The organism is Erythrobacter donghaensis (assembly GCF_002155425.1).
GTDB classification, from domain to species: domain Bacteria; phylum Pseudomonadota; class Alphaproteobacteria; order Sphingomonadales; family Sphingomonadaceae; genus Erythrobacter; species Erythrobacter donghaensis.
Genome location: NZ_MUYG01000011.1, coordinates 20,025 through 33,441, shown reverse-complemented (window position 1 = coordinate 33,441; position 13,417 = coordinate 20,025). Strand labels below are relative to the sequence as shown.

The window sequence follows — 13,417 nt, the reverse complement described above, 5'->3', positions numbered from 1 at the left end:
GCCTCCTAACCTCCCCCATCTTCCGCCCAACTCGCGCGCAGCGCGCCGTTGCCGGGGCGGGTCGTCACGGTGACACCGGCCTCGCTCAGGGCTTGGGCGGCGGTTTCGGTCTGACTGGCCGGGCCGGTCAGGACAATGCCCCGGTCGAGCCGCTGCGCCGCCCAGCCGATCAGGTCGAGCGCGGTGGGATCGGGCTCACCCTCGAGAACGCCGATTCCCGGCAGCGCGCCCAGTGGCGGGATCAGTTCGACCCGCCAGCCGGGCTCGGTGCCCGCGATCCGGGTCTCGAGCGCGCGGTAGGTGGAAAGGTTCGCCCCGGCGAGCCGCTTGGCCCGCACCAGCGCGCGGCGGCGGGTCTGGTCGAGCATGACCTCATCCGGCGCCACCCCTGCGGCGAGCGACAGGCGCATGGTCAGCGCCTCGGCCCGCGCAGTTGCCTCGCGGTCCTCGCGCGCACGGGCAGCGGAAAGCTGCGCGCGCTCGGCAGCGGATTCATTGGTGCCGACTTCGTATTGCACCAGATCGAGCGCCACCGGCTCGCCCAGCCGCTCGGTCAGGCCCTTGGCCACGGATTCCTCCACACCCGGCCGCAGCGATGGGGTGAAGACCACCGCGTGAATGCCGACCGGGCTGGCGGCAAAATCGATCTCCAGCGCATCCAGCTGCGAACGTCCGTCGAACTGCGAGCTGATTTCGCCGCGCACGATCCGCTGGGCGTTGGTCTCCCACGCGATCCGGTTGAGCGAATAGCCGAGCGGAACGGCGAGGCCGATGAAAACCGTCAGCAGGGCGATGTTCTGGAACATGGTGTTGCGCGCGCTCAGCGAATTGCGGAAGCCGTAGAGCTTGGCCATCCCGAAGGCGGTCAGCGCGATGGTGATGAAGTTGGTCACGAACAGCAGCAGCGCGCCCGAAAACACCGTCCAGTTCCAGGTCGCAAGGCCGAACCCGACCACCGCGAGCGGCGGCATCAAGGCGGTCGCGATCGCCACGCCGACGATCGCGCCCTCGCGCCCGCGGATCATCGCATAGGCACCCGCCAAGGCGGAGAACAGCGCCACGAACAGATCGAACAGATTGGGACGCGTGCGTCCGGCGATCTCGGCCGTGATGGTCTGGATCGGCGAGAGGAACACCAGCACCGCGCACAGCAGCACTGCGCCCGCACTGCCGATCAGCAGCGTAATCGCCGATTGCTTGAGCCATTCCCAGTCGCCGATCGCCAGCGCAAAGCCCAGCGCCATGATCGGCCCCATCAGCGGCGACAGCAGCATCGCCCCGATCACGACCGCCGGCGATGACAGCAGCAGACCGAGGATCGCGATCCCGCCGCTCATTGCGGTCATGAACAGGTAGTGCTCGGACATCTTGCCATCTTCGCGGCGACGCTCGGTCACCTCGGCCTGATCGACCTGGCCGATGACGTGCACCGTCCACCATTCGCGAATGCTGTGCACCACCGTCGCCAGCGTCGCCGGGACATGGCTGGGTGCCGGCTTGGCCGCAGCGCTCGCTCCTGCCTCGGTGGCGGCGGCGTCTTCCTGCGAAGCGGTCTTGGCGGTGGTCTCGGTCATGGATGGCCTTTGTGCGGCAGAATGGTCTGGCCAGCAATTACCCGCCGCGCGCGCGATTGCCAATGAATCCGCGTCGGTGCGATGGACGCACGGGGCCAATCCGGCCTAGGATGCGCACACCGCTTGAAAGGTGTGTTTTAGATCACTAATACAGTGAAGATCGCCCCAAGGCTCAGGCACGGGGCTTGAGGGAGCACGAGACGCGAACATGAGCACCGAAACCCAGACGGCCACCGCGACCCCCTTTTCGCTGACCCCGCCCGATCCGGTGCCGCCGGTCGCGCCCGAGCAGGCGGCGGGGCTGGTGCCGGTCACCACCGAGCAGAAGTCCAAGCTCGACACCAAGGTCGATGCCTTCGTCAGCGAGCTCGTCTCGGTCGATGCCAATTCGCCCCAGTTCGGCGAAAAGGTCGATCAGATCACCCGCATGGGGCAGGAACAGGTCCGTGCCGCCGCCGCGATGTCGAACCGCTTTCTCGATCGCCCGGTGCGCGCGATGGACGGTGACGGCAGCGTGGGCAAGGATCTGGCCGAACTGCGCCGCACGGTCGAGGATCTCGATCCCGGCCGGCAGGGCAAGCTGTCGGGCCCGCGCAAGATCCTCGGGATCATTCCGTTCGGCAACAAGATCAAGAACTACTTCGACAGCTACACCTCCGCGCAGGGGCACATCGCGGCAATCCTGACGCGGCTCGAAAGCGGCAAGAAGGAGCTGCATCTCGACAACGCCGCGATCGATACCGAGCGCCAGAAACTGTGGGCGGCGATGGGCGAGCTGGAGCAGATGATCCACATCGCCAAGACGCTGGACGAACGGCTCGAGGCCAAGGCGCTGGAACTGGACTCGTCCGACCCGGCCAAGGCCAAGGCGCTGCGGGAATCGGCGCTGTTCTATGTCCGCCAGCGCACGCAGGACTTGCTGACGCAGATGGCGGTCAGCGTGCAGGGTTATCTCGCCTTGGATCTGGTCAAGAAGAACAATGTCGAACTGGTGAAGGGTGTCGACCGCGCCAGCACCACCACCGTCGGCGCTTTGCGCACGGCGGTGACCGTGGCGCAGGCGATGACCAACCAGCGGCTGGTGCTCGGCCAGATCACGGCGCTCAACAAGACCACCAGCGACATCATCGATTCGACCAGCACGCTGCTGCGCGAACAGACCGCGCAGATTCACGAGCAGGCGGCGTCCTCGACAATCCCGCTGGAGACGCTGCAACGCGCCTTCCAGAACATCTACGACACGATGGACGAGGTCGACAATTTCAAGGTCCGCGCACTGGAATCGATGAAGCAGACGGTGACCGTGCTAACCAGCGAGGTCGAGAAGTCCAAGGGCTATATCGCCCGTGCCGAAGGTCAGGCGCAGGCGCAGGCCAAGGTCGCCGCGAGCGAGCCTTCACTGCTGGCGCTGGACAAATAAATGCCCGACACCACCCGCGATTCCGACCGCATCCTGCGCGAGGCCAAGACCAGCCTCGTGGTACAGCGCGATGGCGGAACGCACCGGCCGGGGCTGCGCGGGGCGAGCATCGGCAAGGGCTCGGCGGAGTTGAAGACCAAGGCGGTGCTGAAGAAGGTGCGCAACATCGCGCTTGCCGTCTTCGCGATCTGGGTCGGCGCGGGAATTTTCAGCGCGGTTGTCGGCCCGCTCCTGTTCTGGGGCTTCATGGCAACGCTGGTCGCAACCGTGGTCGCGGTCGGCGTGTTCGCGCTGTCGGGCACGGTGAAGGTGCCGCAGCGTGCCGAGCTCAAGCAGGGCAACCCCGGACAGATGGTCGCGCGCACCGAGCTGTGGCTTGAAGCCCAGCGCCCGGCCCTGCCCCTGCCGGCGCAGGCGCTGGTCGATCAGCTCGGCGTGCAGCTTGATGCGCTGGGATTGCAGCTCAAGGGCCTCGACGGCGCGCATCCCGCGATGGCTGAAGTGCGCGAGCTGGTGGGCGAATACATCCCCGAGACCATCGACAATTACCGCAAGATCCCCGCGCATCTGCGCGCCGAGGAATATGCCGGAAAGACCGCCGATGCGCGTTTGACCGAAAGTCTCTCCAAGCTCTCGGGCGAGGTCGATCGCGTCACCCGCCGGCTGGCGGAGGGCGCTCTCGATAATCTGGCGATCAAGAGCCGCTATCTCGAATACCGCTATGGCGGATCGGAAGCGCTGGAGGACATGACGGGGATGCCGGACACTGGCGTGCCGCTGCCCGATTTCTCGGTGACGCCCGCCGGGAAGGAGCGCTGAGCGATGCGCGTCGTCCTGCCGCACGATCTCACCAAGGAAGAAGTGCGCGCCCGCATGCGCAAGCACTCCGATGAGATCGGCGGCTTCTTTCCCCCCGGCCTCGCCAAGGTGACGACCGACTGGCCGCACGAAGACCGCATGAGCATCACCGCCGTCGTGATGGGCCAGATGATACCCGGCGGGGTCGAAGTGCGCGAAAGCGACGTGGTGATCGAGATGGATCTGCCGCTGCTGTTCGGCGTGATGAAGGGCCCGCTCGAAGCCGCGGTGCGCAAGGAAGGCGGACGCCTGCTCGCACCCTGAGCCCGCCAAAGTCGACCAGAGTCCAATTGCCAAGCCATCGCGCGTGTGTCATAAGTTTTTGACACTTTTAATTGCCTAATTTTCCTTACAATCGGGATCGTTCGGCAATTCGGCGAGCCAGCCGATTCGGGCGGGAAGGACGGGTGACATGGCGCCGGTCAGCGATACGGCCAAGCCAAGTGAAACGCTGCGCACCCATCTGCGCGCGGCCACCATGGTTGCGCATGATCTTCTCGATCACGCAATGCAGGCCGCCAGCGGCTGGCAGCAGCGGCAGGACTATGCCCGCTTCCTCGCCCTGCAACACGCCGCCCGCGCACCGATCGAAGGCTGGCTCAAAACCCATGCTCCCGGCGATCTCTGCCCCCCGCTGCAAACCCCGCTGATCGCGCGCGATCTGGCGGAGCTGGGCGTGGCTGTCCCCGCACCCGCCCCGCTCTTCACGCTCGGGCGGGCGGCGCCGGGCCATGCGCTCGGCACGGCCTGGGTGCTGGCCGGATCGGCGCTCGGCAATCGCGCGATCGCCAAGGCCGTGGCCCGGATCGGCGGCGGCGAATGGCCGGTCGCCTTCCTTGGTGATGGGGCGATGATGAGCTTCTGGCAGGAGCTGCGCGCCCGAATCGAACGCCCCGCCCCGCCCGCCGAAGCCGCCGCCGCCACCCAAGCGGCCGAAGCGGTGTTCGCCCATTTCCTCGCGGTGGCCGAGACCGGGCACGCGCCGGACCGCACGCTCGAAAGCGCCGACGCATGAATCTCCACCAGCGCAGCGACGCGCTGACCGAATGCGACCGCGAGGCGATCCACCATATCGCCGCGGTGCAGGATTTCGGCGGGCTGATCGCAGCCGATGCGCAAGGCCGGGTGGTGCAGCTCTCCGCCAACGTCGCCGATCTGCTGGGGCTCGAAACCCTGCCCGAACCGGGCACCCCGCTCAGCCAAGTGATCGCCGCCCCGGCGCTCGCCACGCTCGAACAGGCGCTCGCAGGACTGGCCGGGGTCGACACGCTGGAGCGCCGCTTCGGGCTTGACCTGACAGGCCGCAACCAGCCCTTCGACTGCGCGGTGCACAAGGCCTGCGGGCTATCGATCATCGAGTTCGAGCCGCATGCGCGCAACGAATTTGCCGACCATGTCGGCATGATCGTCCCCGTCATCGCCCAGCTCGAACAGGCGAGCACCGTGGCGATGCTGTGCGACACCGCCGCGCGGCTGGTGCGACAGATGACCGGTTATGACCGGGTGATGGTCTATCGCTTCCACCCCGACGAAAGCGGCGAGGTGATCGCCGAAGACCGGCACGATGAGCTCGAGCCGTTCCTCGGCCTGCGCTACCCCGCCGCCGACATCCCGCGGCAGGCGCGCGAGTTGTTCCGCCGCAATCGCTTCCGCGTCATCGCCGACATGGACTCCGAGGCCGTGCCGATCCTGCCGATGCTGGGGCCGGACGACGCGCCGCTCGACCTGTCGATGTCGATGCTGCGCTCGCACTCCAGGATGCACCTTGCCTATATGCGCAACATGGGCGTGGGGGCCTCACTCGCGATCGCGATCGTGCGGCACGACCGGCTGTGGGGCATGATCTCGTGCCACCACCGCGAGGCGCGCCTGCCGCCCTATTCGCTGCGCACCGTGGCCGAACTGCTCAGCCAGACCTTCTCGCTGATGCTCGACCGCATTCTGGTGGCGCAGGCCGAGGGCTTGCGCGAACGGGCGCGGCAATTGAACGACCGCCTGCTGCTGCGGCTGGCGGACGGCGTGAGCCTCGCCGACAGCCTGCCGATGATCGAGGAGCTGCTCAGCGGCACGATCCAGCATGACGGCATCTCGCTCTTCGCAGAGGGCGAATATCGCGCCAGCGGCGATGCGCCCGACGCCGCCGAATTCACCGCGATCGCGCCGCTGCTCGCCAGCACGCTGGGCGGGGCGACCCATGCCACCACCCGGCTCGCCGATCAGGTGCCTGAGGCCGCCGCCTTTGCCGATCGCGGGGCAGGGGCGCTGGTGCTGCCGCTGTCGCGCGGCACGCGGGATTCGCTGGTGCTGTGGCGCCGTCCGCTCGAACGCGTGGTCACCTGGGCGGGCGATCCGGACAAGGCGGCGGCCAAGCCCGGCGAGGTGCTCCAGCCGCGCGCCAGCTTTGCCGCCTGGACCGAGACCGTGCGTGGGCACAGCGCGGAATGGAGCGCCGACGAATGCGAGATCGCCGCCCGGCTGCGCCGCACGCTGATCGAAGTGGTGCTGCGGATGAGCGAGGATCTCACCCGCGAGCGGACCCGCGCGGCCGAGCAGCAGGACCTGCTGATCGCCGAGCTCAATCACCGCGTGCGCAATATCCTCGGCCTGATCCGCGCGCTGGTGGCGCAATCGCAGGCCGAGGCGCTGAGCGTCCCCGGCTTTGCCGCAATCATCGGCGGGCGAATCGCCGCGCTGGCGAGCGCGCATGACAATATCACCGCGCGAAACTGGGGCCCGGCGAGCCTCACCCGCCTGATCGAAGGCGAACTCGCGCCCTATTGCGGGGCCGACCGCGCGCGCTTCCGGCTGGTGGGCGCCGATGTGCTGGTCAGCCCCGAGGCCTACACCATCCTCGCACTGGTGGTGCACGAGTTGGCGACCAATTCGGCCAAGTATGGCAGCCTGTCGGCGCGTGCCGGGCGGGTGGAAGTGACGCTGGCGCGCACCGCTTTCGGCGATCTGGCGCTGCGCTGGCGCGAGAGCGGCGGCCCGCCGGTGACCGCGCCGACGCGGCAGGGTTTCGGCTCGACCATCATCACCCGCTCGATCCCGCATGATCTGGGGGGCGAGGCCGATGTGCGCTACAAGCTCGCCGGCGTGGAGGCCGATTTCCTTGTCCCCGCGCGGCACCTCCCCGCGCCCGAGCCGGGCACGCGGCCCTCGTCCCCGCACGAGCCTTTGCGCGATCCCGCGGTGGTGCCCGCCGCCGTCCCGGCGCGCGTGCTGGTGGTGGAAGACAGCATCATCATCGCGCTCGACACCGAGGAGAACCTCAAGCGCTTGGGCGTGGCCGAAGTGCGGCTCGAAAGCTCGGTCAGCGCTGCGCTGGCCGCCATCGCGGAGGATCGCCCCGACTTTGCGATCATCGACTTCAACCTCGGCGGCGAAAGCTCCGAGCCCATCGCCGAGGCCCTGCGCGCCGCCGGTGTGCGCTTCGTGCTGGCAACCGGCTATGCCGAGGGCGCAGGGCAATTCGAACGGCTGGGGGCCGCCGCCGTGCTGCGCAAGCCCTATGGCATGACCGAGATCGAGCGGCTGCTGGTGACGGCATAAGCCTGACGGGCTACGATGTTCTGCAAATGTTTCACGTGAAACATTGCGTCAAAGTCAGGCCGCGCGGGTCAGCAAGGTCACTTGGGCGGCGCTGAAATCGAGGCTGTCGAGCCCGTCGGCCACCAGACATTCCCCCGCACCCGCCCGCGCCGATCCGTCGCGCGCGCTCACCTCCCCCGCCAGCGGCAACACCAGCAGCACGCCGCGATAGGCATCATGGGTGGCGGCATCGGGGGTGCCCTCGATCCGGTCGAGCCGGAAATGCGGGCCATCGACCAGCACCGGGCCATCGGCGATGCTGCGACGATGCTGCGCTGCGTAAGGCACGCCTGCGGCCACAGCCAAGGCCCGTTCCAGATGGAGTTCGCGCGGGCGGCCATAGTCGTAGAGGCGGAAGGTGGTGTCGCTGGTCTGCTGCACCTCGACCAGCGACAGGCCGGGGCCGATCGCGTGGACCGTGCCTGCGGGCAGGTAGAACAGGTCGCCGGGCCGCGCCGGGTGCCAGGTGAGCAGCCCTTCGATGGAGCCATCCTGCGCCGCCGCTGCGATCTCTTCAGCGGTCACCTCACGCTCGAACCCGATGGCGAGCTGCGCGTCGGCGTCCGCGTCGAGCACCAGCCAGCATTCCTCCTTGCCCGCCTCCCCGGCCATCGCGGTGGCATCGGAAGGGTGCACCTGCACCGACAATTTCTCGCTTGTAAACAGATACTTGACCAGCACCTGCGGCACTTCGGGCGGGGGTTCGAACCAGATCTCGCCGATCCGCTCACCCGCAGGCGCGACGAAGGGTGCGGGCAGCACGTCGCGACCCCAGACCTTGTCGACCATCCGGGTGGGCAGTCGGCGCGCGCTGCTCACTGGCCCGCCGCTCCGGGTAGCTTGCCCACGGCCTGCGCGCCGTCGCGGGTGGTCACCAGCACCTCGCCGCCGGAGACGATGATGCACACATCCTCGAGCCCGACCGCCGAGATGCGCGGGCCGTCGGTCATGGCGAAGACGTTCCGGCATTGCGCGAAGTCGGCCACGCCGCCGCGCACGACATTGCCATCCGTGTCGGCCCCGTCCGCCAGCGCATCGGCGAGCGCAGCCCAGTTGCCGATGTCCGACCAGCCCATGTCGGCAGGCACCATTGCGGCGCGGGCGGTGTTTTCCATTACCGCATAGTCGATCGAATCCCCCGCGATCGCGGCGAAGGGTTCGGCCGCCGGGTGGAAGCGCGCGCCCTCGGCCACGCCGCCCGCCGCCGCCTCGCGCACCAGCCGCGCCATGTCCGGGCGATGAGCGGCCAACTCCGCCAACAGGTGCCCGGCGCGGAAGGCAAAGATCCCGCCATTCCAGCTATATTCCCCGCTGGCGAGATAGGCCTCGGCGCGGGCGCGATCGGGCTTTTCGACGAATTCGCGGATCGCATAGCCCCCGGCGAGCGGCGCGCCGCGCCTGAGATAGCCATAGCCGGTCTCGGGGCGATCCGCCGCGATGCCGAAGCTGACGAGATAATCCTCGCGCGCGAGGGCCGCAGCGGCGAGCGCGGCAGCGCGGAAGGCGGATGCGTCGGCGATATGGTGATCGCTCGGGCAGACCAGCATCACCGCGTCTTCCGGCAGCAGCGCGGCGGCGAGCGCAATCGCGGGCGCGGTGTTCTTTGCTGCCGGCTCGATCACCAGCCGCGCGCCGGGGGCATCGCCAAGCTGCGCGGCGATGAGATCGGCATGGGCACCGCCCGCCACCACCAGCGGCGCGGCGAAGCGATCATCCCCTGCCACCCGGCGGACCGCCTGTTCGAACAGGGTCTCCTCGCTCACCAGCGGCAGAAACGGCTTGGGCACCGCCTTGCGGCTGACGGGCCACAGCCGCGTGCCGCTGCCTCCGCACAGTATCACCGGATGGATCACGCTCACTCGAAGTCCCCCTTTGCTGGGCGAGCCTATAGCAAGTCGTCCCCCGGAAACGAGTCTGATCTGGCGATTATTCCGCCGCCGGTCGCATCAGAACCACTGCTGGCGCCAATAGAACGGCGCGGCGACGGGGTTTCCGTTGGCATCGGTCGCCGGGCGAAAGCCGAGGCGGGTCTCGACCAGCTGGCAGGTGATGCGATCCGCCTCGGGATCAGGACTGGGGCGATAGATGCTGCAGCCGCGCGCGCGGCCATCGGTGCCGACGGTCACACGCACCACTACCTGCGTCCCGCGCCGCGCGTCGCGCCCGCCGGGGGGCACGGGAAAATCGCGGGCATTGTCGATCCGGCCGGAGATATGCACCGGCTTGGTCACGGGGATGCCCCCGCCGCCGCTGCCGCGGTTGCCGCTCCCGGTGCCAAGCCCGGTGCCCGCCGCCCCGGTGCCATCACCCGCCGCCGCCGCGCCCGACTGGCTGGCGTTGCCGGTCGAGGACGCGCGCGGCAGGGGGCGGTCCTGCCTGATCGGCAGCTTGGGCGGCGGGCTGGTGACCGCGCTCGCCACCGCTTTGCGCCCGGCATCACCCTGCGCGCCCTCGTCCGGTTCGGACTGGTTCTCGGGCGGCGGCGGAGCCGGGGGCGGCGGCGTATCGATGCTGAAGGCGGCGATCACTTCACGCTCGACACTCGCGGTGAAATCGGGCGCGAAGGCCTTGGTCAGGCCATAGAGCGCGGCCAGATGGAGCAGCACGATGCCCGCCATCAGAGGCCAGCGCACCTGCCGCTCGCGCTTTTCGAAGCGCCCCTCCTGCAATGTGTCCATGGCCGATGCTCCCCGATCCCTCCGATATGGATGCGGTTCCCACCGCTCTCCGCGCGCAAACACTATAGCAAGGACTTGGCAATTGGCGATGGAGCGCAGCGATCGAGCGCGCACTGGATCATGAACGGCACGGCGGCGATGATCTGCACGATGCCAACGGAGGCTGCGCCCCTGCGGGGGAAGGCGGCTGCGGGGCGATCGCGCGTGACGCGGGGCCGGTCGTCGGCGTGCGTGCCGCGTCGCACATGGCGGGTGATTCCAGCCCATCCGCCACGCATCGGGCACAGCCGCAGAAGCCCGGGATCGCCGCCTTCGCCACTCGCGCATTGTCGCGCATCGCGCTTGGCCGCATCGATGCAACCTGCCTGATCGCCGCGCTGATCGGCGGGGTCGCCTATCTCGGCATCGCCTGCCTCAGCCTCGTGCTGGCCGAGGCCGGGGGTAATGTCAGCCCGGTGTGGCTGTCCAATGCCGTGGTCGTCGCGGTGATGCTGCGGCTGAGGCTCAGCAATGAAGTGCCGCTGCTGCTCGCCTGCTTTGCCGCCAGCATTGCCACCAACGAAGTGGTGCAACAGCCGCAGGCAACCGCGTTGCTGTTCTCCTTCGCCAACATGGTCGAGATCGCGGTTGTGCTGGCGCTGACCCGCACCGGGCCCGGCGCGCAGCCGAACATGAGCCGGCTCGACGATCTGGCGCGCTTTGTCTGGGCCGGAGGACTGATCGGCCCGCTGGTCTCGGCAGCCCTGACCATGCCGCTGATGGGCGACAGCCTCGATCAGCTGCGCAGCGGGGCGATGACGTGGTTTCTGACCGACTCCATGGCCATGCTGCTGGTGGTGCCGGTATCGCTGCTGCTGTTCGACCGCCTCACCGGCGCCCTGCCCGCGGCGCGCGTTCCGGTGCCGGAAAGCGCGGCGCTGCTGTGCGGCGGCATGGCCTGCGCGCTGATCGTGTTCGGGCAGAACCACTATCCGCTGATCTTCCTGATCCAGCCGATCACGCTGCTGCATGCCTTCCGGCTCGGCAGCCTCGGCAGTGCGCTGCATGTGCTGGGCGTGGCGGTGGTGGCGAGCGGGATGACCGTGGCCGGATACGGCCCGATCGCCGGGGCGAACGTCGGGGGGATGAGCGAACTGCACCTGTTGCAAGCTTTCGTCGCCGCCAATTTCCTCACCGGGCTTCCCGTGGCCGCGATCCTCGCCGGGCGCGACCGGATGATGGCGCAGCTGGCGGCGGGCAAGCGTGAGGTCGATCTGCTGGCGGAGAATATCTCCGATGCGATCCTGCGCTTCGATCTGACGGGCATCTGCACCTATGCCTCGCCCTCGGTGGCGGAGGTGCTGGGAACGCCCCCGGCCACCTTCCTCGGCCGCCACATCGGCGGCCGGGTTCATCCCGATTCGCACGCGCGGATGATGCAGGCCTGGGGACGGCTGGTCGACGGCACGAGCGAGCGGGAGCGGGTGACCTACCGCCGTTTCGCCGATGCAGCGGACGGATCGCCGGTCTTCCTCGAGGCCGATTGCACCGTGATGCGCAATCCCGACAGCCGCGAGCGCGAGGGCGTGGTGGTCGCCGCGCGCGATGTGACCGAGCGGGTCGAGCTGGAGCTGCTGCTCACCCGCGCCCGCCGCCATGCCGAGAACGCGGCCAACGCCAAGTCCGAATTCCTCGCCAATATGAGCCACGAGATCCGCACCCCCATGAACGGGGTGCTGGGCTTTGCCGAGCTGATTCTTCAGGGCGAGCTCGACCATGATCAGCGCCGCTTTGCCGAGCTGATCGTCCAGTCGGGCCGGTCGATGATGACGCTGCTCAACGACGTGCTCGACCTGAGCAAGATCGAGAGCGGGCAGTTCGCGATCGACCTTGCGCCGGTCGATCTCCATGCCAGCATCGCCGAATGCGCCGCGCTCCATCGTCCGGCGGCGGCGCGCAAGGGCTTGCGGATCGATCTGGCCGGCGATTGCGGTAACGATCCCGCCTGCCGCTACTCCGCAGCGAACCCGCCATGGCTGCTGACCGATGGCCTGCGGCTGCGCCAGATCCTGCTCAATCTGATCGGCAACGCGGTGAAGTTCACCGAAGTCGGGCAGATCCGCGTGACCTACCGGGTCGAGCGGCACGAGGTGCGGGTTACAGTGGCCGATAGCGGGATCGGGATCAGCGCCTTGCAGCTGGAAACGATCTTCCAACCTTTCACGCAGGGCGAGGCCGATACCGCGCGGCGGTTTGGCGGGACGGGCCTCGGCCTGTCGATCAGCCGCCAGCTGGCCGCACTGCTGGGCGGGCGGATCGAGGTCGAAAGCTCGCCGGGGGAAGGGTCGCGCTTTACGCTGGTGCTGCCCGCCGCGCTCGCCCCGCCGGTGGTGGACGACTTCGCCGAGGATTGCCTGCCCTCTGCCGATGCGCCCCCCCGTGAACTCGCCCCCGCCCGCATCCTGCTCGCCGAGGATCACGACATCAACCGCCTGCTGGTGACCGAGATGCTCGAACGTTGCGGGCAGGAGGTCGATCTGGCCCATGACGGGAACGAGGCGCTGGCGATGGTGATCGACAGCATCATGCGCGGGCGGCCCTATGATCTGGTGCTGATGGATGTGCAGATGCCCGATTGCGACGGGCTGGCCGCCACCCGCGCGATCCGGGCGGAGGGGATCGGGCCGGGGCTGCTGCCGGTGGTAGCGCTGACCGCCAATGCCTTTCCGGAAGATGTCGCCGCGGCGCGCGCGGCGGGGATGCAGGCGCATCTCGCCAAGCCGGTGGTCTTCGCGCAACTCGCCCGCGCGCTGCAGCGCTGGTTGCCGACACGGATTGTCGAGGCCGAGCACCCCGGCGGGCCCGTGCCTTCCCGCGCCCGGCCGAACCCGGCGGCGCGCGCCTCGGCACTGGCCCGCTCGCCCCGCCTGGTGGCACGCTGGCAGGCGCGGCGCGATGAGGCCGTGGCTGCGGTCCGCGGCGCGCTGGAGGCTGGCTGGCTGCTCTCGTCCGGGCGCGAAGCCCCGCCCCCTGCTCCCGCCAGCGACCTGGCACGGCTGCTCCACAAGCTTGCCGGCACCGCCGCGCTGTTCGGAGAGCCGGAACTGGGCGAGGCGGCGGCCGCGCTCGAACGGGCGCTGACCAGCGGCGCGAGTGCATCAGCCTGCGTGAGCGGGGCCCGGCGCCTGCTCGACCTCGCCGAGGCCAGCGGAACGACGGCCGCAGGTCAGCGCGCGATCGGCTGACGGGCCGCGCGCCCGTCACCGCGCCTCATCGCAAAGCAAAAGGGCGACCCGTTGCCGGGCCGCCCTTTCGTT

The 13,417-nt window shown here is 68.9% G+C and carries 10 protein-coding genes; 6 read left to right on the top strand and 4 right to left on the bottom strand.

The window, feature by feature from the left end:
* Window positions 1-5: 5 nt before the first annotated feature.
* Window positions 6-1,574: a DUF389 domain-containing protein gene (locus tag BZF59_RS11815; protein WP_086608479.1), complete on the bottom strand. Its 1,569-nt coding sequence runs from the start codon at window positions 1,572-1,574 to the stop codon at window positions 6-8.
* Between the two features lie 208 nt (window positions 1,575-1,782).
* Here BZF59_RS11815 and BZF59_RS11810 point away from each other — a divergent pair, with 208 nt between their 5' ends.
* The 5 genes from BZF59_RS11810 (at window position 1,783) to BZF59_RS11790 (ending at window position 7,404) form a co-directional block, all read left to right on the top strand.
* Window positions 1,783-2,994: a toxic anion resistance protein gene (locus tag BZF59_RS11810; RefSeq protein WP_086608478.1), complete on the top strand. Its 1,212-nt coding sequence runs from the start codon at window positions 1,783-1,785 to the stop codon at window positions 2,992-2,994.
* A complete protein-coding gene (locus BZF59_RS11805) occupies window positions 2,995-3,813 on the top strand; it encodes a hypothetical protein (RefSeq protein WP_086608477.1) in 819 nt (272 codons plus the stop codon).
* A gap of 3 nt (window positions 3,814-3,816) precedes the next feature.
* Complete coding sequence (locus tag BZF59_RS11800; protein ID WP_086608476.1) at window positions 3,817-4,116, top strand: polyhydroxyalkanoic acid system family protein; 300 nt, start codon at window positions 3,817-3,819, stop codon at window positions 4,114-4,116.
* Between the two features lie 148 nt (window positions 4,117-4,264).
* Window positions 4,265-4,867: a biliverdin-producing heme oxygenase gene (locus BZF59_RS11795; protein WP_086608475.1), complete on the top strand. Its 603-nt coding sequence runs from the start codon at window positions 4,265-4,267 to the stop codon at window positions 4,865-4,867.
* Entirely contained in the window at window positions 4,864-7,404 is a 2,541-nt protein-coding gene (locus BZF59_RS11790; RefSeq protein WP_086608474.1) for an HWE histidine kinase domain-containing protein, read from the top strand. Before BZF59_RS11795 ends, BZF59_RS11790 begins: the two co-directional genes overlap by 4 nt.
* 54 nt (window positions 7,405-7,458) lie before the next feature.
* Here the strand turns inward: BZF59_RS11790 and BZF59_RS11785 are convergent, their stop codons facing one another.
* The 3 genes from BZF59_RS11785 to BZF59_RS11775 all read right to left on the bottom strand — a co-directional run bounded on the left by BZF59_RS11785 (window position 7,459) and on the right by BZF59_RS11775 (window position 10,121).
* Window positions 7,459-8,232: a class I mannose-6-phosphate isomerase gene (locus BZF59_RS11785; RefSeq protein WP_086608473.1), complete on the bottom strand. Its 774-nt coding sequence runs from the start codon at window positions 8,230-8,232 to the stop codon at window positions 7,459-7,461.
* A 26-nt stretch (window positions 8,233-8,258) separates the two neighbouring features.
* Complete coding sequence (locus tag BZF59_RS11780) at window positions 8,259-9,302, bottom strand: mannose-1-phosphate guanylyltransferase (RefSeq protein WP_086608472.1); 1,044 nt, start codon at window positions 9,300-9,302, stop codon at window positions 8,259-8,261.
* An 87-nt stretch (window positions 9,303-9,389) separates the two neighbouring features.
* Window positions 9,390-10,121 (bottom strand): TonB family protein, encoded by a 732-nt coding sequence (locus tag BZF59_RS11775; protein ID WP_086608471.1) that lies wholly within the window; start codon window positions 10,119-10,121, stop codon window positions 9,390-9,392.
* 245 nt (window positions 10,122-10,366) lie between these two features.
* Here BZF59_RS11775 and BZF59_RS11770 point away from each other — a divergent pair, with 245 nt between their 5' ends.
* On the top strand, window positions 10,367-13,345 hold the full coding sequence (locus BZF59_RS11770; RefSeq protein ID WP_086608470.1) for an ATP-binding protein: 2,979 nt from the start codon (window positions 10,367-10,369) through the stop codon (window positions 13,343-13,345).
* The last annotated feature ends 72 nt before the right edge of the window (window positions 13,346-13,417 follow it).

Coding starts and splice junctions, on each gene's coding strand:
- BZF59_RS11790 (WP_086608474.1), top strand. CDS start 4,864: ATGAATCTCCACCAGCGCAGCGACGCGCTGACCGAATGCGACCGCGAG.
- BZF59_RS11805 (WP_086608477.1), top strand. CDS start 2,995: ATGCCCGACACCACCCGCGATTCCGACCGCATCCTGCGCGAGGCCAAG.
- BZF59_RS11770 (WP_086608470.1), top strand. CDS start 10,367: ATGGCGGGTGATTCCAGCCCATCCGCCACGCATCGGGCACAGCCGCAG.
- BZF59_RS11775 (WP_086608471.1), bottom strand. CDS start 10,121: ATGGACACATTGCAGGAGGGGCGCTTCGAAAAGCGCGAGCGGCAGGTG.
- BZF59_RS11800 (WP_086608476.1), top strand. CDS start 3,817: ATGCGCGTCGTCCTGCCGCACGATCTCACCAAGGAAGAAGTGCGCGCC.
- BZF59_RS11810 (WP_086608478.1), top strand. CDS start 1,783: ATGAGCACCGAAACCCAGACGGCCACCGCGACCCCCTTTTCGCTGACC.
- BZF59_RS11815 (WP_086608479.1), bottom strand. CDS start 1,574: ATGACCGAGACCACCGCCAAGACCGCTTCGCAGGAAGACGCCGCCGCC.
- BZF59_RS11785 (WP_086608473.1), bottom strand. CDS start 8,232: ATGGTCGACAAGGTCTGGGGTCGCGACGTGCTGCCCGCACCCTTCGTC.
- BZF59_RS11795 (WP_086608475.1), top strand. CDS start 4,265: ATGGCGCCGGTCAGCGATACGGCCAAGCCAAGTGAAACGCTGCGCACC.